Below are 19,667 nucleotides of genomic sequence, written 5' to 3' on the forward strand. Positions count from 1 at the left end.
CATGGAATATATAACCCATGGAACTACTCTGGCTAGATTCCCTCCCCTCCGTAGGAGTTTGTGTACAGGTGACCGCCCTTAAAAGGCGCTTTAAGGGGGGTCACCTGTACACAAACTCGATGGTGAGGGGCACTATCGGCGCGTAACGCCCGACGTCGACTCCCGGACTATGAGCTCCGGCTCCTCGACGTAATGCTCGGCCCGTTCACCCGTGAGTATCTGGTGGTGGAGGATCTTGAAAGTGGCAATGCCGAGGGCCCTAAAATCGATGCGCATGGTTGTCAGCGGGGGCGAGAAGTAAGCGGCAGAAGGCATGTCGTCCACACCCACGACGGAAAAGTCCCGAGGTGCCCGGGCGTCCCGCCGCTCCATCGCGCTCATGAATCCAAGGGCGATCTCGTCATTACTGGCAAAAACAGCCGTGAATGATGCCGGATCGGCCAACTCGCCGGCCTTGAATCCGGAAATGGAGGACCAATCGTGGGCGACATCGATCACCTGGGGGCTCAGGCCGGCATCTTCCATGGCATCCCGGTAGCCGCGCTCGCGCTCCTTGGCTTCGTTTCGCGTTGACGGCCCGGCGATGTGGAGGATATCCCGATGGCCGAGTCGGATGAGGTGGCGCGTTGCTTGCCATCCCGCAGCATGCGAATGCGCGCCGGCAGACCCGCCCCCTGTTGAGGGAAGCTCGGAGACCGTCATCAACGGAGTGGACTGGTCCCAGCCGTCGAGCAGCGTGTCGACACCCGGTATCGGGGTGGACAGTACGATCCCGTCGACCTGGACGGACTTGAAGTGGGCAAGGGCCCGCCGCGCTTCGCCTTCCCAGTTCCTGGCCTCGAAGTCGAGGTCAAGCTGGGCGATGGTCAGGGTGACGTCGGCTTCGCGCGCCGCGAGTCCCAACCCGGTGAGGACACTCGCGCTTCCGTAGTTGAGGGCGCCGATGCTCAAGACGCCCACGGAATTGGTCCTGCTGGTGCGCAAGGTGCGCGCGGATTGGTTGGGCACATACCCCAACTCTTCGATCGCCGCCGCGACCCGTTCGCGCGTCTCCGCCCGCACATATCCGACGCCGGTGAAGTAACGGGACACTGTTTGGGCCGAGACATTGGCCAGCTTTGCGACGTCTGCCATGCTGGGCCGCGTCGGCTTCGCTTTCGCCAAGGGTCTACCTCCGTTTGGATCGGCACTCCACTCTGAAGTCTATGTTCAACCACAACCCGACCCTCATTTTTGGAAAATATTGGTCAACCGGTTGACTTGGGTTATCGTAAACCTACATACTTTTTATGGGCTAGATCACATCCACGCGGCGCTTCAGGAAAGCCCCGGCCGAGGTGTCAGTGACGACAGCACCCTCCACTCAAAACCTATGAAAGGACGCGAAGATGCGTTTGCTTGCCAAAGGCGTAGCAGCATTGGCCGCCGTCGCACTGCTTGCCGGTTGCGGTGCCAGTGCCTCAGGCACTTCGAACGATTCCGGAAAGACCACCGTCACTTGGTGGACCATCAACCAGAGCTCCCCCAGCGCGGACGCCGCGCTCGATAAGATCATTACCGACTTCGAAGCAGCCAACCCGGACATCAAGATCGAGCGGACATCCCGCGCGGTTGACGCCCACAAAGATGCGCTGCGCACCGCCATCGGCACGTCCGCCGCCCCCGATATCTACAACTACTGGGCCGGCCCGGGCCTCGGCGGCGAACTGGTGAAGGCAAACGCGAGCGCCGACCTCACGGACTACTACAAGCAATACAACTGGCAGGACCGTTTCACGGGAGCGGCACTGAATCCGGTCACCCAGTACGGCGGATACCAAGGCGTGCCGTGGAAGCTCAACGGTGAAGCCCTGTATTACAACAAGGCTTTGTTCGCGAAGGCCGGCATCACGAAACTGCCCACCACCCTCGATGAACTCAACGACGCCGCGGCCAAGCTCAAGGCCGCCGGCATCACGCCGATCGAGTTCGGCGGAACCGTCAACTGGCACCTCATGCGCTTGCTGGACACCTTCCTCGAGGGTTACTGCGGATCTGCCAAGTTCGACCAATTGGTGACCAACAAGGCCAACTGGGGCCAGGAAGACTGCGTGACGAAGTCGTTCACGAACCTGGCGACGTGGTCCAAGGATTACCTGAACCCGGGCTTCATCGGGATCAACAACGATGAATCATCGGCCCTTTTCTACAACGGCAAAGCCGCGATGGCCCTTGAAGGCGACTGGTTCAACAAGAACATCAGCGACCAGAAGGTCAACATGGATGACTTCGGTGTCTTCCCCTTGCCTACCGGCACCGGACGGCTCTACGGATTCGAAGAAGCCGAATACATCAGCAAGGACAGCGCGCACAAGGATGCCGCTGCGAAGTTCCTCGACTACTTGACCTCCACCAAGGTCCAGCAGGACGTCCTGGGGACGTTCGCGGTCCAGTCCGTCAACAAGGCCGTGACTCCGAAGGCCGACGGGAACGCCTTGAGCACCTCGTGGGACAGCATCTTCAAGAACGCCAAGGGGCTGTACATGAACAACGACCAGAACCTCTCGTTGTCCAGCACCACCGAGTACTGGCGGATCCAGAACCTGGTTGCCACCGGGGGCATGGCACCCAACCAGGCCGGCGCCGAGTTCCAGAAGTTCCTGGACTCGAACAACTAGCCGACGACGGCGGGGTGCGGCCGCCAGCCGCGGCCGCACCTTTTGTTCCACACAGTTTTCACGAACCAAAGGCAGACCCTTGACCAAGCTCATAGCCACACGGCTCTCCGAAACACCGGGGCTGAAGACGCGGCCTTCGCCCAAAAAACCACTGCTGAAGCGCATCGCGAAAGGCGGCTTCGTCGCCGCCCTCCCCTTCCTGGCCCCGGCCTTGGCAGCCTATGTTGTCTTCGTCATCGGCCCCATGTTCAGCGCGGTCCGGGTGAGCCTCTACAAATGGTCCGGCTTCACCACGGACAAGCAGGTATTCGTCGGCTTCCAGAACTACGTCCGCCTGTTCACCAAGGACCCCGTCTTCTGGACGGCAGTGCAGAACAGCGTCGTCTGGGTATTGTTGTCGCTCGTCATTCCCACCACCCTGGGACTCCTGATGGCGCTGGCGCTGAACCGCCCGGTTTTCGGCCGCAACGTCTTCCGTTCCGTCTTCTACATCCCCGGCGTCCTGGCCCCGATCGCCATCGCCAATATGTGGCGCTGGATGTACAACCCCAACTACGGCGTTATCTCGGACATTTCCAAGGCACTGCACCTCGGCGACGGTTCCGGGGTCACGTTCCTCAGCGACCCCAAGGTTGCCATCTACGCGATTTTCGCGGCATTCGTGTGGCAGGTCGCCGGATTGAACATGGTGTTGTTCCTCGCCGGCCTGCAAAGCGTCTCGAAGGAGCTCGTGGAGTCGGCCCGCCTGGACGGTGCGAACGCGTGGCAAGTATTCCGCAACGTGACCCTTCCGGCACTCCGGCCGACCGTCGTCGTCGTGCTTGTCCTGACGATCGTCAACTCCATCAAGGTCTTCGACCTGGTGGTCGGCATGACCGGCGGCGGCCCGGCCCAGAAGTCCCAGGTACTGGCGCTGTGGTCGTACAGCCAGTCGTTCCTGAACCACGATTTCGGCCTCGGCAACGCCACCGCAACAGTGCTGCTCCTCATCACGCTGGTGCTCGTGATCCCCTACATGATCTGGTCCACCAAAGGAAACGAAGACTAATGTCCACCCTGACCATGAGCCGTCGAACCAAGAAGGCCGACGCCGTAGCCCGCCCCCGCCGGAATGTCGACTACATCCGGATCGGCCTCTGGATCGCCTTGGCCATCTCCATGCTGGTCTGGGCCATGCCACTGATCTTCGTGGTGCTGACCTCGCTGAAGTCCGAAAACCAGATCTTCTCCACGTCCTCGTTCTCACTTCCGAGCAGCGCCGACTGGGCGAACTACGCCAAGGCATTGCAGACGGGCAACCTCCTCACGGCCGGCGGAAACAGCCTCCTGATCGCGATCATCAAGGTCCCCATGGGCCTGTTCATCTCGGCGGCAGCGGCCTTCGCCCTTTCACGCATCAAGTTCAAATTCAGCCGCGGACTCCTGGCAGCCTTCGCCTTGGGCTCCATGGTTCCGATCCAGGTGGCCCTCGGTCCCCTGTTCCGCACCATCCTTGACCTCGGACTGCTCAACAACCCGCTCGGCGTGATCCTGCCCTATATCGGATTCGGCCTTCCGTATCAGATCTTCATCCTCTACGGCTTCTTCACGGCGGTACCGAAGGAGATCGACGAAAGCGTCCGTGTGGACGGCGGCGGAAACCTCCGCTTGTTCCTCCAGATCATCCTGCCGCTATCCAAGCCGGCCCTCGCGGCACTGTTCATCCTGGACTTCGTGTCCACGTGGAACGAATACGCGATCGCCCTGGTGGTCCTGCAGAACAAGGCGTCGCAGACCATCCCGTTGGCCATCCAGAGCTTCCAGTCGCAATTCACCAGCTCCTACGGCCCGCTCAACGCGTTCACGATCATGTCCATCCTTCCCGTGGTCATCATCTACCTGCTCTTCCAGCGCTACTTCGTCCAGGGCATGTTCACCGGCGCCGTCAAGGGCTGAGTGCCCGGCCACAAAAGCGCCCCGCGCCCGGCGCCCGCCCGCGGAAACCCACCACACTAGAGAGAACCGATGCCAACTTTCACCCCGCTGACCCCGTTGTTCGAAGTCATGCGCGATCCGTCAGCCCACGAAATCATCAGCGAAGAGATTCCCGAGCTCGCGGCCAACCCCATCCTGCACACGCTCTACCACTACCCGCTCGGGCTCATCCTCGGCACGGAAGAACGACTCTTGGGGGACGCGGCGCGACGCGCCGAAATCCTCGCCAAGATCATGGCCTTGGACCCGGACCACGCGACGCACGCCAACAACAAACCCGTCCGGAACCAGCCCCGGAACGACTACGAACCCGAGTCGGTTCCGGCAGGGTCGGCGCCCGCCCGCTTCCCGGACACGGCAGCGAAGTGGGCCGCTTTCGAAATCGAGCTGGACGGCCCGGGACACGGGAACCCGTTCACCGACGTCGAACTTTCGGCCGAATTCACCGGCGATGCCCAGACGCTGAAGGTTCCGGGCTTTTACGACGGCGACGGTACCTACCGCATCCGGCTGTTCGTCCCGGAGTCCGGGACGTGGTCCTTCACAACCTTCAGCAATGCCCGCTCGCTCGCTGGGATCACGGGCACTTTCGAGGCGGGCGCCGCGGCGTCGCGCGGCATCGTGCGCGTGGCGGAACAGTTCCATTTCGCGTACGACGACGGCGCACCGCACCTTCCGATCGGCACGACGTCCTACGTGTGGAACCACCAAGGGGACGCCCTTGAGGACAAGACGCTCGCATCCCTGGCCAACGGACCTTTCAACAAGATGCGCATGTGCGTCTTCCCCAAGTCGTACCTCTTCAACGAGAACGAACCCGACATCTACCCCTACGAAGGCTCCCTCGACGAAGGCTTCGACTACCTCCGCCCCAACCCGGCGTTCTGGGCGCACTTGGAGCACCGCATCGACCAGCTCGAGGAACTGGGCATCGAAGCGGACCTGATCCTCTTCCACGCCTATGACCGTTGGGGCTTCTCCACCATGGGCCCTGACGCCGACGACCTCTTCGTCAAATACGCAGTGGCGCGGCTCGCCTCCAAGCGCAACATCTGGTGGTCGCTCGCCAACGAGTACGACCTCCTCTTCGACAAGGACACCGCGGACTGGGAACGCTTCGCGGACATCGTCACGGCCAACGATCCCAACGGCCACCTCCTGTCCATCCACAATTGCCGCGAGTTCTACGACCACTCCCGGCCGTGGGTGACGCACTGCAGCATCCAGCGCCAGGACATCTACAAGACCGCCGAAATGACCACGGACTGGCGGAAGCAGTACGGCAAACCGATCGTCATCGACGAATGCGCCTACGAAGGCAACATCGACCAAGGCTGGGGCAACATCACCGGAGAGGAAATGACCCGCCGTTTCTGGGAAGGGGCCATGCGGGGCGGATACGTCGGACACGGCGAAACCTACATGGACCCGGCCGACGTACTCTGGTGGGCCAAGGGCGGAGAGCTGAAGGGAACCAGCCCGGACCGCATCGGCTTCCTGCGGCGCATCCTCGAAGAAAGTCCCGGCGGCCGCCTCGAGCCGCTGCCCGGACACTGGGATGCGGTGAGCGCCGGCGTCAAGGACGATTATGAAGTCATCTATTTCGGCTTCAACCAGCCAACGTACCGGCGCTTCGTGAAGCCCCAGGACGTGGCATTCGAGGTGGACATCATCGATACCTGGAACATGACGGTCGAGACTCTTGAAGGGACTTATTCGGGGCGTTTCCGCGTGGAACTTCCAGGCCGCCAATTCATCGCCCTGCGCCTGCGGGCAGTGGGTTCATAGCCAACCATGGACTCCAACACGCTTTTCTTCGGCCCGTGGTCGGCGGCGCCCAGGGACGAGGAACTCGTGGACATCCGGCACCACGGCTCCCCCGTCCTGCGCGGGTTGCGGGCCGTGGTGCGCAACCACAATTGGCTCACGCTCACTCCTACCGTGCTATCCGCGAGGACCTCCGAGTCGCCCGGGTTCCTGGAACTGGTCCTCGACGTCGGCTGGGGCGGCCTCGGCGCCCGGTACGCGGGCGAGGTGACCTACCGGTTCGAACCGGACGGGCTCGCCGTCGCCTTCCGGGGGACCGCTGTGGAGGACTTCTCCTCCAACCGGATCGGCCTGGTGGTGCTGCACCGGCCGGACGACGCCGGGACGGCGGTCACGGTGACAGATCCCGACGGCGGCACAACAGTTTCGGTGTTCCCGGAACGGATCAGCCCCCACCAACCGTTCAAGGACATCGCCGCGATGTCCTGGGAACGGGAGGGCATGTCCTACCGCCTCGACTTCGAGGGCGACGTCTTCGAAACCGAGGACCAGCGAAATTGGACCGACGCTTCCTTCAAGACGTACAGCACACCGTTGTCCAAGCCGTTCCCCGTGCACTACCGGGCCGGCGACGAAGTCCGGCAGTCCATCCGGCTCAGTGCCCGGCACTGCGTCCGCGTCCTTGATGAGGTTGCGGGCCAGGTGCCCGAGTTGGGCGCAACAATCCTGGCCGAGATTTCTTCCTCGCCCAGTGCAGCCTCCTGCACGGTGTCGGCGTCGGCCGCGGGAGAATGGGCAGCTTCACTCAAGCAGTCCCTCGACGCGCGGATCGTCTCGGATTCAGCGGATGACGCCGTCGGACTCGTCTGGCAACTCCCGTTGGACAGCGTCCGTCGGCTCGGCGTGTACAGCGCGAGCACGCACGTGACGGAGAAGGAACTATGGGACGCCGTGGCGGGGGAAGCCGGCACGCTGGGATTCCAAGGGGAACTCGTTGCCGGAGCGCGCAGCCATTTCACGGAACTCAACCGCAACCCTGGCAGCGCCGTGCCCGAAGCGGCGGGAATCACGTACTCCATCACGCCGCAGATGCACGCCGTCGAGACCGAAGCCATCTTGGAGACCCTGCCGATGCAGCGGCTCACCGCGGACGAAGCCCTCCGCATCGGCAACGGCAGGCCGCTGCATATCGGGCCGATCACCCTCGCGCCGCGCTTCAACGCCGTAGCTACGGAACCCCCGACGGCGGCCGAACCCACCCCGGGCGGCGCGCCGGAACCCAGCCGCTTCGCAGCGGCCTGGCTCCTGGGCAGCATCGCCGCCTTGTCCATTCCCGGAGTGGCGTCACTGAATTACGGCGACCTGGCTGAACCCGAGCCGGCGCGGCAATTGCTTCAACAGCTGGCGGTCCTCCAGGGCTGTGATGTCCTCAAAGCCACCGGTAGCACCGAAATCGCCGTCTACCCCGTCCGGACAGGTGACGGAACGCGCTGTTTCGTTGCGAACCTGACCGCACGGGCCGTCGTCGTACGCCTTTCCGCTCCTGGCGACAGTCCCGGCGCCGGCCAGGACCTTGAATTGTCCGCGTGGCAGACCGCAACGGTCCAACTCCCCTGAACCCCGTTCTCCAGAAAGGAACACTCCCATGTCCCAGCGCCTCGCAGGCAAGACCGCCCTCGTCACGGGAGCGGCGTCAGGCATCGGCCGGGCCGTCGCCACGCGCTTCGTCGCCGAAGGCGCCACCGTGTACTTCGCCGACCTGAACTACGACGCAGCCGTCATCGCCGCGAAGGAAACCGGCTCCGCCAACGCCACCGCCGTGGTCATGGACATCTCCGAGGAAGCAAGCGTCGAATCCGCTTACGCCACGGTCCTTGCCGCCGGGCCGCTCGACGTCGTGGTGGCCAACGCAGGAGTCCAGCTCTTCGGCCAGGACGCCAGCGTCGGGGACCTCGATCTGGAGGTGTGGGAGAAGACCGTGCGCATCAACCAGCGCGGCGCATTCCTGACACTCAAGCATGCCGTCCGTGCCATGGCCGGGCGCGGCGGGTCGATCATCTGCACGGGAAGCCCCACCGCCGTGGTCGCCTGCGGGCAGACTTTCACCGCCTACACAAGCTCCAAAGCGGGAGTGCACGGCCTGGCCCGCGTGGTCGCGGCCGACTATGCCGCAGAAGGCATCCGGGTAAACACCGTGATCCCCGGCTACACCGAAACCCCGCTCGTGCGGACCATCGCCGACAACCCCGAACAGCGCGCCGGCCTGGTGGACGCCACCATGCTCCGCCGCCCCGGCCGCGCCGAAGACGTCGAAGGCATCATGGTCTACCTCGCGAGCGACGATTCCGCCTACGCCACCGGCGGACTCTTCACGGTGGACGGCGGACTGACGGCGCTCTAGTACCTCAAGCGGGCGGGGGCTGCCGCTGTTCCAATGGTGGGATAATTGCCCAGCAGAAGGAGGCGGACATGACTGAGGGCGGAATGCCGCCGCAAGGGGCACCCGAGTTATTGAGGCTCCTGCAGCAATTCACCGTTGCCACGGACCGTTACGTCGACGCCGTCAGCGACCGCACCGAACTGCACCGCACGGACCTGAACGCCTTGGCGGTCATGGCAGCGGCCGAGCGCGAAGGCCAAACGGTGACACCCAGTTCGCTCCGCCATGCCTTGAACCTCAGCTCGCCCGCCACCACGGCACTCGTCGACAGGCTGGACCGGGCCGGCCACGTCACCCGCAGCCGCAGCAATTCCGACCGACGCCAGGTCCACCTCGAGATGACGGACACCGCGCGCTCCACGGGAGCATCGATGTTCCTCCCGCTCGCCCAAGCCATCTCCCCGCTCATCGCCCGGTTGTCTCCGGAGGAACTGCAAACCGTCACAACATTCATGCGGCAGGCCATCCTCGCCACCGAAGAAGCCGGGCAGCAGGCCTCCGATCTTCAAGCGAATGGAGTTATTCCTGAGGTCCCAGTGACTGATAGGCCACTCCGGGAGTAACCTAGAGCACATCTGCTGTGCTGGACCTTTTTGCGGGGTGTCACTGTGGGTGTTGTGCGATCATCGTTGACCGATCTCCTCGGGGTACTTTCCGACGCCGTCGCGCCGGACCGCCTCCGCTTCGACGACGGCTCCGACCCCGCCACGCCTGAGTCCACCGCCGACGCCCCTGTCACCGTCCACACGCTCGCCGTCAACCGGGTGGGCCGCTCCCGGCGTGAAGGCCCGCTGCTGGACCTAGAGCTCAAAGTGGCCGTGGAATGCCACGGACCCACCCAATTGGACAACATGGAAAAGCTCCTGGTTGCCCTTGAACACAACAGCAGGTACACCGTGGTGTCGGGCAGCGACGTTCAACCGGACGACTACGCCTCGGCGATCCGCGGCGGACTCGGCTTCCTGGTCCGGGTACCTGTCGCCTTGAGCCTCGAAGAGCCGTCCGGGCCGCTCGTCACCGAACCACTCGTCGCGAGCACCGCCATCGCCCGCAGGATCCACGGCCGGCTCGTGGATGTCCACAACAAGGGCATCCCCGATGCCTACATCCGCGCCCATTCGTCCGCCACCGCCGTCGTCAGCGATCCCACCGGCCACTTCGAGGTCCTGGCCTCGGCGGACGAACTCCAGCACTTTGTCGTGGCCGTCCGCGGCTCCGAACGTGAAGTCTCCGCCGACACGAGCAGCCTGCCGGTCATCATCCGGTGGGAGTGAAAGGGAACACACCATGGTGAACTACCAAGCGCCGGGAGTGTATGTACAGGAGGTACCCAGCGGTGCGCGCTCGATCGGCCAGGTCAGCACCAGCATCGCGGGATTCGTCGGCGTTTCCCCGGACGCCACGGCCTATCCCGACGAAGTTCGCGTGCTGGACAACTGGACCCAGTTCGTGGACCAGTATGTCGGAAAGGCCACGCAAGGAACTCCGCTGTCCAACGCCGTCTTCGGCTTCTTCACCAACGGCGGAAGCCGCTGCTACGTGGTCAACATCGGCACCGGCGGCAGCCTCACGGGAACCGCGGCCAAGCCCACCGGCGTGACCCTCTTCGAAGCGATCGATGACATTTCCATCGTGGCAGCCCCCGGATATTCCGATGCCGATGCCTACTCGGCCTTGCAGGCCCACGTCGAGCATCCGCTGCGGCAGGACCGGATGGCGATCCTGGACACGCCCGAAAAGGTGGACGACGTCGGATCCCTCACCCGGGCGGCGACCTCCGGCGTTCCGGGTGGGGACGGCGGAGGAGGAAAAACCGACGGGAAATCCGACAACAAACCCGCCTCGGATGGAGCCGCCGGCGAGGAATCGCTTGGCGCCCCGCAGTCCCCCGGCGGATACACGGCCTTGTACTTCCCATGGATTGTCATGACCGATCCGGTGTCCGGCAAGAAGGTGACGCAGCCGCCGTCGGGCCATATCGCCGGGGTGTGGGCCCGCGTTGACGCGACACGTGGCGTCCACAAGGCGCCGGCGAACGAGCCGATCCAAGGGGCGCTGGACTTGGTGCGGCGGGTCAGCCGCGGCGAGCAGGAGGTCCTCAACCCGGCCGGCGTGAACTGCATCCGGTACTTCCCGGGCGAAGGCATCCGCGTCTGGGGCGCGCGTACCAAGGCTCCCGAAGCCAGCGAGTACCGCTACGTCAACGTCCGCAGGCTGACCAACATGATCAAGGAATCCGTGGCCGACGGCACGCGCTGGGTGGTTTTCGAACCCAACGACCACACGTTGTGGAAGTCGATCCGACGCGACATCGGAGCCTTCCTGACGAACGTCTGGCGCGACGGAGCATTGCTGGGAACTACTCCTCAACAGGCCTTCTTTGTGAAATGCGATGAAGAAACCAACCCGCCCGAGGTCCGCGACGCAGGCCAGGTTGTCACACTGATCGGGATAGCCCCCGTGAAACCCGCCGAATTCGTGGTCTTCAAGCTCATGCAGTCGGCCGACAACACGCAGACAGAGAACGCAGGAGCCTGAAATGAGCATGCAGCCAAGCACCCCGGCCCCTGCCGCCCAACCCGGAAACGTCGTGGACCCGTACCGGGCCTACAACTTCAAACTCGTCATCCAAGGCGTGGTCCAAGGACACTTCACCAAGGTCGAAGGGCTCGGGCTGAAGATCGACCGCATCCTCTACCGCTCCGGCGGCGAGAACAGCACGGTCCGTGTCATTCCCGGGCAGGTCGAATACACTCCCGTGACCCTCCGCTTCGGGCTCACCGACTCCACGGAAATGCTCCAGTGGCTCTTCAAGGCTGTGGACGGACGAGTCGAACGGCGCAACGTCTCCATCGCCATGCTCAACGACGCCGGATCAGCCGAAGTCCGCCGCTGGAACCTGATCGGAGCCTGGCCGTGCGATTGGTTCGGCGCACCACTGGACGCCCTCGGCAAGGACCTGGCGATCGAATCCCTCAGCATCGCGTACGACCGCCTGGAACTCGACGATGCGCGCGCTCCCGTGGCCTGACTGGCGCCGTTCGGCCGCCCGCCGCCTGCGGGAACTCGCCGAACGGCTCGAGTCGCCAAGTCGCCTTCCCTCGGAAGGTCCCGACGGCGGAACCCGGCCCGGTGCGCCGGGAACCGAAGGGGCCGCAACAGTCGGCATGACGCGCCCGACGCCGGTCCGAACACTGGACATGTCCGGCGCGCCCGAGCATTGGGTCAAGTTACTCCGCGACGCCGGCCTCGCTCCGGAAGCAACCCCCGAGCCGCCCGACGCCGGCTCACATTCCGTTGCTCCCCCACACGACGCTCGCGCTGATCACGACACCCGCTCACATCCCGCTGCCCAAATACCTGCCGCTCCCCCACCCGACGCTCGCGCTGATCACGACGCTAGCTCACATCCCGCTGCCCAAATACCTGCCGCTCCCCCACCCGACGCTCGCGCTGATCACGACGCTAGCTCACATCCCGTTGCCCAAATACCAGCCGCTCCCCCACCCGACGCTCGCGCTGATCACGACGCCGGTTCACATCCCGCCGTGCCTCCAGCCGCCGCTGCACCCGAAACTGCACTGCCGGCATCTTCACCTCTGCCCTTACCGCGGCTGTCGCTCGGAAGGCGGTTCCCAAAGGTCCTTGCCGAACGCTCGGGCGTTGACCGCGCTGCGGCGCGTCCTGCCCAGGCCTTGCCGCTTCGCGTCGCGGTTCCCAAAGCAACCGAAGCCCAAACGGCAGCGCACGGAGCCGAACCATCCAAGGCGCCCACGGCGAAGCCGCGGGCCCGGGTACTAAAACCGCCCGCTCAAATCGCGCCCGCCGTCGTCGTCCCCGCGGTGCGCGAACCAGCCCCCGCGGTGCGCGAACCAGCCCGAGTGGTGCGCGAACCAGCCCGCGTGGTGCGGGAGCCAGCCCGGCCTCAAACCGCACCGCAAGCCCTGCCCCAATCAGCCGCGCACCCCAGCACCTCGCCGACGAACGAGCCCGCGCAGGCACTCACCGGAACCTGGCCCGAGCTCGCCCCGCACCAAGCGCCCCGGCAATCCGCGGAACAGGACCATGCCCACCTCGAAAGCACCCTTGCCCGGGCTGCCCGCCTGAGCAACGAACGGCTGGCGGTGTGACATGGAACGGGTGGCTTTCCTCATCGAAGACACCGGCGAGCACCTCGGTTGCCTGCTCAATCCCGAAACGGTGGTGATGCAACGTACTGCCGGCGTGGAACCGCGGCGATCGGCGGGCGGCAAGCTGACAGGGACGGGCCTCGCCGACGATCCCCTCCTCTTCACCGGCGGTGGGCACACCGAACTCCGCCTGGATCTCCTGTTCGACGTCGACCTTGCGCCGGCGTCGCTCTATGTCCAGGACGTTCGCCAGATGACGCGGCCCATTTGGGCGCTCGCGGAGAACTCGGCCGAGGTGGAGCGGCAGCGCAGGCCGCCGTCGGTCCGTTTCGTGTGGGGGCGGGCGTGGAACGTTCCGGGGATAGTGACCGAAGTGGCGGAGCGTTTCGACCGCTTTTCACCGGATGGCTCGCCCTTGCGGTCGTGGATGTGCATGGTATTCGTGCGCGTCGGGCAAAGCGCGGACCAGGAAGGCGGGGAGAATTACGAGCTCGCGCAGCGCTTACCGGCCGTGGACCTGACGGCCCCGCCGGTGGACACGCTCGCGGTGGGCGGCGATGGCAGCACGGACCGGTCCGCATTAGCGCCCGACGGCGGCGAGCCCGTCCCGGAGGTCCCTCCCGGCGAGTTGGGACGCCTCAGCCTGGCCGCCTTCGGAACGCCGCTGCTGTGGAAGTTGCTCCTTGAGTACAACAACATTGATGACCCTTCGCACTTCAACGGCCCCCTTGCCGTTCCCCCGGTTGGCGAAGCGCCGTGAAAGGCACAGTCCCATGAGGCAACTCCAAGGCCTCCCGGAACTCATCGTCACTTTGGGGCGGCGTCGGCTTTCCCCGGCCGAAACCGCCGCAATTGTCACTGTGCAGGTGTTGAGTTCCTTGGCGAGGCCGGCTCAGTGCCTCATCAGTTGGCGTCCCGGTCCCGGGCGCTCGGCGGCGAGCCGCGGAGGCGTCGATCCCGCACCGGGAGACGCACTCCGGGTGGAACTCGGCGGCCGGCGCGAGCCGCTTTTCGTCGGCGAAGTAACCGTGGTGGAACACACGTACGGGGCGGACCTTTCACAGGAAGTCCGGGTCCGCGCCTACGACGCCCTCCACCGGCTGCGGAAGCGCCAGTTCACCCGGCTGCACACCGACGTCGACCTCGCCGGGCTGGCCCGTACGCTCTGCGAGGGCACGGGCCTTCAAGTGGTGGGCGGGGCGATGCACCTGGGCGAGGTGTACCAGTGCGCCCGCTCGGACCTGAGCCTGCTCGTGGAGCAATGCGCGCGGGTGGGCACTTATCCCGTGGTGGACGGCGATGCGTTGCGGCTCACGAACTTGGCCGGCGAGGGCGAGCCGATTGACTTGGAACTGGGCAGCAGCCTGCATTCGGCCGAAGTGGAAGTGAGCCAGGAACCGGCGTATCTCGGGGCAAAGACCACAGGCTGGCGGTCGGAGGACGCCTCGGTGCAGGAATCGACAGCAAGCACCAGCGACGCCAAGGCGGATGTCATGGCGGATCCGGTGCTCTCAAGCGTTGGCGCGGGCGGCGAGCTCCTGCGCGACAACGAGCCCTTCAACTCCCCGTCCCAGGCACACTCCCTGGCGCAAGCCGAGTTGGACGTCCGCGTTGCCGGCCAGGTCACCGCGGTCTTCGTGGCCGACGGTGATCCCCGCCTACGCGCCGGCCGCCGGGTCCGGGTGCGGGGCCTCGCGGCGTCGCTCGAAGGCACCTACGCGATCGGCACGGCCACCCATCGCCTTGACGGCACCGGCTACGAAACAACCATCACCAGCGCGCCACCGGATGCCCCGCCGGCACGGCGGCCCGACGTCTTCACCCTTGGCACGGTGGTGGACGTCGACGATCCGGAAGGCCGAGGGCGGGCACGCGTGCGGCTCCCGGCCTTTCCGCCGTTGGAATCCGCGTGGGCGCCGGTCCTCGCCCTTGGCGCCGGGGCCGGGAAAGGCCTCGTAGTGACTCCCGCCCCGGATGACACCGTACTGGTGCTGCTCCCCGCCACCGACCCCGCGCAGGCGATCGTCCTCGGCGGGCTCTACGGCCGCGAGCAGACGCCGGACAAGGCCGCAAATTCGCCCCGCGACACCCGTTACACCTTTCGGAGCGCCGACGGCCAGCAAATAGTGCTCGACGGCGGTGCCCGCACCGTCAGTTTCACGGACGGCCACGGCTCCACGGTGGAACTGGGTCCGGAGAAGCTGCGCATCACCTCGGCAACGGACATGTTCCTCGAAGCGCCCGGAAAGGCCATGAGGATCCGGGCCAAGACTGTCGACTTCGAGGAGGCGTGATGAAAGTCCTGGTCAAGGAGGCAATCCTGCGTTGCGGACACGACGGCAAAGTGAAAAACGTCCCGTCCCAGGAGTGGGTACGGGTAGCCGGTTCGCCCATCCTGGTGGATAACGATCCGCAGGGCCGGGACATCAGCATGTGCCCCAACATCGGCATCAACATCAAGCCGTGCAACAAGACGCTTCCGGTACTCAAGGGCTATTCCACGTTCGTCCGGATCGGCGGCAAGCGGATCTGCCTGGACACTGTGGAGGGCTACACGGACGGCACCCCGCCGGGCGCGGTCAAGTACACGGTCCGGCGTCCGGGCCAGGTCTTCGTGGCGGCGGCATCGTGAACGGCGGCCGGGCATGAGCGCTCCAAGGTACAAATCGGTGGCCTTCGTCCATCCCGACTTCGACGCCGACATCGGCTTGCCCGGCTTACGCCTGACGCCCGACGGCCGGCTCGCTACGGTGACGGATGCGGCCTCGGTGCGCCAAGCACTCCTTCTGTTGCTCAGCACAAGGCCCGGCGAGCGCGTCAACCGTCCCAGCTATGGCTGCCACTTATTCCGGCTCGCTTTCGCGCCTGCGGACGACACCACGGCGGGCCTGGCCATCCACTATGTGGCGCGGGCCGTGGAGCAGTGGGAACCGCGGATCACGGTCCTCTCCCTTGACGCATCGCGGGACCCGGAAGACCCGGAAATCCTCGAAGTCAGGCTGCGCTACCGCGTCCGGTCCACGCAGATTGAAGACCAGCTCGCCATTGCCTTGCCCGTCGATTCCGGAGGTGCGGCGTGAGTATCCCCGTGCCGAATCTTGACGACCGCAACTTCGCGGACCTTGTGGCAGGTGCCAGGGAACGGATCCAGCAGATTGCCCCGGAGTGGACGGATTTGTCCGTGCATGATCCCGGGATCACCATCCTGGAGGCCTTCGCCTACCTCACGGATACCCTGATGTACCGGCTCAACCGTGTCCCGGAGAAGCTCTACGCCGTGTACCTGAACCTGCTCGGAACAAGCCTGTACCCGCCGAGCACGGCAGAGACCATCCTCGAATTCACCCGGTCTTCCACCGCCAGCGGCGACAGCCAGGACATCCGCATTCCGCGCGGTACACAGGTAAGTTGCCCGCCCGGCGTGCCCGGCGCACCCCAACCGGTCTTCACGACGACGACGGCGGCCGTCCTGCCGGCGGGCCAGGCCAGCGTCCAGGTCCCGGCGTCCGATGTCACTTTGTACGACGCCGTTCCGATCGGCGTCGGCACGGGCCGCCCGGGCCAGAGTTTTGTCATTCCGAACGCGCCGATCGTGTCCGGTGCAGGTTTGTCGATCGCGATCGAAGTTCCGGCTGGCACCCAGCTAAGCAGCGGCGAGGCCGTCCTGGTGGACGGCAAACCCTTTAGGTATTGCAGGGAGGTTGAGGCGTTCGCGGACGCGGGCCCCGATGAGGTGCCGGTCCGGATCGACCGGAGTGCCGGCGTCGTGATGTTCGCCTGGTGGGACGAGGAGTCCGTGGAGCGGACCGCCGTCGTTCCCGGGCCCGGTGCCGAGGTACGCGCGTGGTACCGGGGCGGCGGCGGGCTGCGCGGGAATGTCGGCGCAGGCCAATTGACAGTCATGCGCACGCCGGTTCCTGACGTGAAAGTCACCAACCCCGAGCCCGCGACGGGCGGCCGCGACGGCGAATCACTTGAGAACGCGCTACGCCGTGCACCGCAGGATTTCCAGGCCCGGGACCGGGCCGTCACGGTGCGGGACTACGAAGTGCTGGCCATGCGGCACGGAGGGGTTGCCCGGGCGCGCGCCTTCACCCGGCGGGACATTTGGGCCTTCGCGAAACCCGGCGAAGTTGAAATAGCCTTGGTACCTTTCGTGCCCGAGGCAGGAACGGGCGCGCCCATCCGGGCGGCGGAATTGAATGCGCAGTCCCGGGAAAGCGTCCGGCTCGACGTGGAACAGTACTTGCGGCGTCGATCCACCGTGGGCGCGGAACCCGTGGTGCGTTGGGGGCTGTACAAACAGGTGCTGGTGGACGCAAGGATCGTGGTCCGCCCGGACGAGGACGCCGACGCCGTCAAGTCCAGGATCGTGGGCCGTCTTGCCGAGGGGATCAGCCCGCTCAGCCAGGGATCGTCCAACTACGGTTCCGGCTTCGGCAAGCCCCTCCGCGTCTCCAACCTTTACCGTGCCATGGAGGAGGACGAGCCGGGCGTCCAATACGTGGACCGCGTCCGGATCGAAGTGGAGAAAGTCCCTGATACCGACGCCTTGGCCCTGGTCCAAGCGGAAGGCCAGGACAATACCTGGTTCGTGGCACACGACGGCACCCTCTTCCGCACCACCAACGCAGGCGACGGATGGGAGGCCTGCGCCGACTTCGGAACGGACTCGTCCGGCGAGGCGGTGCGTTCCATCGCGCCTTTCCGCTCGCCCGCACCCGGTCGCTTCAGCGGACAGCACCCGGGCACGGTGGCTGTCAGCACGGTCACCGGAAACGGCTCGCGCATCTACGTCAGCGACGACCTCGGTGAATCCTGGCGCCGTGCCGCGGAACTGGGATTCGTCGTCGCGGATTTGTGCTGGGTGGACCGCGACGACGTGCCGGTGCTGCTGCTTGCCGGCGAGCGCGGACTGTATGAGCTGCCCGTGGGCGAGGACGCCATCCCGGTCCAAAACGTGGTGGACGCGACCCAACCGGACCGCGGATTCTATGCGGTGGACGCCTTCGTGGACGTGCGCGGCCGCACCGGAGTGGTGGTTGCCGCCGAAGCTTCCGCCGGCGTCTGGCTCTCCCCCGACGCCGGCGCCGCCGGCAGCTTCAAGCAGGTCAAAGCGGCCGGCGAGGACGTCCGCTGCATGAGCATCCAGTACGACGGCGGCTCGAGCTATATCTGGCTCGGACGGTCCGTGCCCGAAGGCACCGGGACGGGCTGCCTGCGCCTGAAGATCGACGAACTCTCCCGCACCACGTTCGACGCCGCCTTCATGAACTCCTGGGAACAGTTCGGCGGTGGCTGGACGGGTGGAAGCTGCTGGGGCGTCCACGTGGTGGGAAATGCCGCCTACGCCGCGACGCAAAGCGGTGGCGTGTTGCGGCTGGACCTTGGCCAGGCGTCCGCGCAATGGAGTGTCCCGGACGTGAACTGCGGGCTGCCGCTGCGTGACCGGACGCGCTTCGAACCGGTCCGCGCGGTTTCGGGGGTAGCGCGCGACGACGGCACGCGGCTCGTGCTCGCGGCCGGACCAAAGGGGGTCTACCGGAGCATGGACAACACGGCTTCCTGGGCGAGCTGTTCACGTCGGACCGTGGACGACGTCGTGACGCTCCCGGATACTTGGCTGTTTTGCTCGGGAGAGCATCGCATCGAGGTGGTGCACGGCAATGGCTGATTCCGGGCCGCTCAGCGCTCCCATCCTCAAGGTCTTGCCCGAGATCTACCAAGTTGCGGCCGAAACCAGCCTGCCGCTCCAGGCCCTGCTTGCTGTGGCGGAGGACATGCATCGTCCCGTCCGGGAGGTCTTGGACCGCATCCAAACCGTTCCGGATCCGGGCCGCGCGCCGTCGTCGTTCATTCCGTTCCTGTCCCGCTGGGTGGACCTTGACTGGTTGACCCTGCCAAACCCCGAGTCCGTGGGCTCGGCCGCAGCCGGCGTCCCGGTTGCCCGCCAGCGCGACCTGATCGCGTGTGCCGCCACGCTCTCTGCCCGCCGCGGCACCGTGGACGGCCTCACCCGCTTCCTGCACCTCGCCACCGGAATCCCGGGGTTCACCATCGAATCGGTCCCCGGCGAGTTCCACATCAAAGTGGTGGTGCCGTCCGCCGCGGCAGGGCAGCTCGAACTGGTCCGCCGGATCGTCAAGGGCATCAAACCAGCACACGTGACGGACGAAATCGAGGTGGCGGGCGCGTGAACCGGAAGCCCATCATCGCGGTGGTGGCATGCGGCATCATTGCCGCCCTGGTACTGGTCTTCGGCGTCAGTTGCGGCGGCGGGAACAACAACGCGGCGGCGGGCTGGCAATCGGCGTTCTCGCAGGTCGCCAAGGGAGGAAACCTTACTGCATCGGACCTCGTGGTCCCGGGCGGGCAATGCTCGGCGTCCGGCGCGCAATTGCTGGTGGCGGGAAGCTGCGTTTTCGATGTGAAGAAGTTCGGTGGCCTGTTCAATCTCGGCAACCCCACCAAGCGTGCCCGGCTCGCTCCCCAGCAGGCGGTGACCGTCACCGTCGTCGTAGAAGGGAGCCGGATCGAGCAAGACGTCGCCGGAGGGGATACCGTCAGCCTGACCTTCGGCACGTCCGGTGGGCAGCTGGGCATCGCGTGCCGCGTTGTGGGTCCGTGCTCGCTCGCACTCCTGGACGCAGGAGGATGACATGGATTTGATCCCATTCTGCAAGGACCCGTTCCGCAAGG

General features: G+C 65.5%; 19 protein-coding genes. 18 read left to right on the top strand and 1 reads right to left on the bottom strand.

What is annotated here, in order from left to right:
- Positions 1 to 132 precede the first annotated feature (132 nt).
- Entirely contained in the window at positions 133 to 1,134 is a 1,002-nt protein-coding gene (locus tag ABCW42_RS18280) for a LacI family DNA-binding transcriptional regulator (protein WP_423182519.1), read from the bottom strand.
- A 254-nt stretch (positions 1,135 to 1,388) separates the two neighbouring features.
- On the opposite strand from ABCW42_RS18280, the gene ABCW42_RS18285 reads away from it, so the two are divergent.
- From ABCW42_RS18285 to ABCW42_RS18370, 18 genes are all read left to right on the top strand, one after another.
- Positions 1,389 to 2,657 carry an ABC transporter substrate-binding protein gene (locus ABCW42_RS18285; RefSeq protein ID WP_423182520.1) on the top strand — a complete coding sequence of 423 codons (1,269 nt, stop codon included), beginning with the start codon at positions 1,389 to 1,391 and terminating at the stop codon, positions 2,655 to 2,657.
- A gap of 79 nt (positions 2,658 to 2,736) precedes the next feature.
- Positions 2,737 to 3,705 (top strand): carbohydrate ABC transporter permease, encoded by a 969-nt coding sequence (locus ABCW42_RS18290; RefSeq protein WP_423182521.1) that lies wholly within the window; start codon positions 2,737 to 2,739, stop codon positions 3,703 to 3,705.
- Complete coding sequence (locus ABCW42_RS18295; RefSeq protein WP_423182522.1) at positions 3,705 to 4,592, top strand: carbohydrate ABC transporter permease; 888 nt, start codon at positions 3,705 to 3,707, stop codon at positions 4,590 to 4,592. Before ABCW42_RS18290 ends, ABCW42_RS18295 begins: the two co-directional genes overlap by 1 nt.
- Before the next feature lie 69 nt (positions 4,593 to 4,661).
- Positions 4,662 to 6,419, top strand: a complete 1,758-nt coding sequence (locus ABCW42_RS18300) for a DUF5605 domain-containing protein (protein WP_423182523.1) — start codon at positions 4,662 to 4,664, stop codon at positions 6,417 to 6,419.
- A gap of 6 nt (positions 6,420 to 6,425) precedes the next feature.
- Positions 6,426 to 8,015: a hypothetical protein gene (locus ABCW42_RS18305; RefSeq protein WP_423182524.1), complete on the top strand. Its 1,590-nt coding sequence runs from the start codon at positions 6,426 to 6,428 to the stop codon at positions 8,013 to 8,015.
- 28 nt (positions 8,016 to 8,043) lie between these two features.
- The gene (locus ABCW42_RS18310; protein WP_423182525.1) at positions 8,044 to 8,799 is read left to right on the top strand and encodes an SDR family NAD(P)-dependent oxidoreductase; all 756 of its coding nucleotides are present in this window, start codon (positions 8,044 to 8,046) and stop codon (positions 8,797 to 8,799) included.
- Between the two features lie 68 nt (positions 8,800 to 8,867).
- Positions 8,868 to 9,401, top strand: coding sequence for a MarR family winged helix-turn-helix transcriptional regulator (locus tag ABCW42_RS18315; protein ID WP_423182526.1), 534 nt, complete (start codon positions 8,868 to 8,870; stop codon positions 9,399 to 9,401).
- A 45-nt stretch (positions 9,402 to 9,446) separates the two neighbouring features.
- Positions 9,447 to 10,112 carry a hypothetical protein gene (locus ABCW42_RS18320; RefSeq protein WP_423182527.1) on the top strand — a complete coding sequence of 222 codons (666 nt, stop codon included), beginning with the start codon at positions 9,447 to 9,449 and terminating at the stop codon, positions 10,110 to 10,112.
- A gap of 13 nt (positions 10,113 to 10,125) precedes the next feature.
- The gene (locus tag ABCW42_RS18325) at positions 10,126 to 11,376 is read left to right on the top strand and encodes a phage tail sheath family protein (RefSeq protein WP_423182528.1); all 1,251 of its coding nucleotides are present in this window, start codon (positions 10,126 to 10,128) and stop codon (positions 11,374 to 11,376) included.
- A 1-nt stretch (position 11,377) separates the two neighbouring features.
- Positions 11,378 to 11,869, top strand: coding sequence for a phage tail protein (locus ABCW42_RS18330; protein ID WP_423182529.1), 492 nt, complete (start codon positions 11,378 to 11,380; stop codon positions 11,867 to 11,869).
- Between the two features lie 517 nt (positions 11,870 to 12,386).
- Entirely contained in the window at positions 12,387 to 12,968 is a 582-nt protein-coding gene (locus ABCW42_RS18335) for a hypothetical protein (protein WP_423182530.1), read from the top strand.
- Position 12,969: 1 nt separating this feature from the next.
- The gene (locus tag ABCW42_RS18340) at positions 12,970 to 13,728 is read left to right on the top strand and encodes a hypothetical protein (protein WP_423182531.1); all 759 of its coding nucleotides are present in this window, start codon (positions 12,970 to 12,972) and stop codon (positions 13,726 to 13,728) included.
- A gap of 13 nt (positions 13,729 to 13,741) precedes the next feature.
- Positions 13,742 to 15,262 (top strand): phage baseplate assembly protein V, encoded by a 1,521-nt coding sequence (locus ABCW42_RS18345; protein WP_423182532.1) that lies wholly within the window; start codon positions 13,742 to 13,744, stop codon positions 15,260 to 15,262.
- Positions 15,262 to 15,600 carry a hypothetical protein gene (locus ABCW42_RS18350; RefSeq protein ID WP_423184947.1) on the top strand — a complete coding sequence of 113 codons (339 nt, stop codon included), beginning with the start codon at positions 15,262 to 15,264 and terminating at the stop codon, positions 15,598 to 15,600. The genes ABCW42_RS18345 and ABCW42_RS18350 overlap by 1 nt, the downstream gene beginning before the upstream one ends.
- 13 nt (positions 15,601 to 15,613) lie before the next feature.
- Entirely contained in the window at positions 15,614 to 16,048 is a 435-nt protein-coding gene (locus tag ABCW42_RS18355; RefSeq protein ID WP_423182533.1) for a GPW/gp25 family protein, read from the top strand.
- On the top strand, positions 16,045 to 18,642 hold the full coding sequence (locus tag ABCW42_RS18360) for a baseplate J/gp47 family protein (RefSeq protein WP_423182534.1): 2,598 nt from the start codon (positions 16,045 to 16,047) through the stop codon (positions 18,640 to 18,642). Before ABCW42_RS18355 ends, ABCW42_RS18360 begins: the two co-directional genes overlap by 4 nt.
- Positions 18,635 to 19,165 carry a phage tail protein gene (locus ABCW42_RS18365; protein ID WP_423182535.1) on the top strand — a complete coding sequence of 177 codons (531 nt, stop codon included), beginning with the start codon at positions 18,635 to 18,637 and terminating at the stop codon, positions 19,163 to 19,165. The genes ABCW42_RS18360 and ABCW42_RS18365 overlap by 8 nt, the downstream gene beginning before the upstream one ends.
- A complete protein-coding gene (locus ABCW42_RS18370) occupies positions 19,162 to 19,626 on the top strand; it encodes a hypothetical protein (protein ID WP_423182536.1) in 465 nt (154 codons plus the stop codon). The genes ABCW42_RS18365 and ABCW42_RS18370 overlap by 4 nt, the downstream gene beginning before the upstream one ends.
- Positions 19,627 to 19,667: the final 41 nt, after the last annotated feature.

The sequence above is a fragment of the Arthrobacter sp. NyZ413 genome (genome assembly GCF_049390645.1).
In the GTDB taxonomy this organism is placed as follows: Bacteria; Actinomycetota; Actinomycetes; order Actinomycetales; family Micrococcaceae; genus Arthrobacter.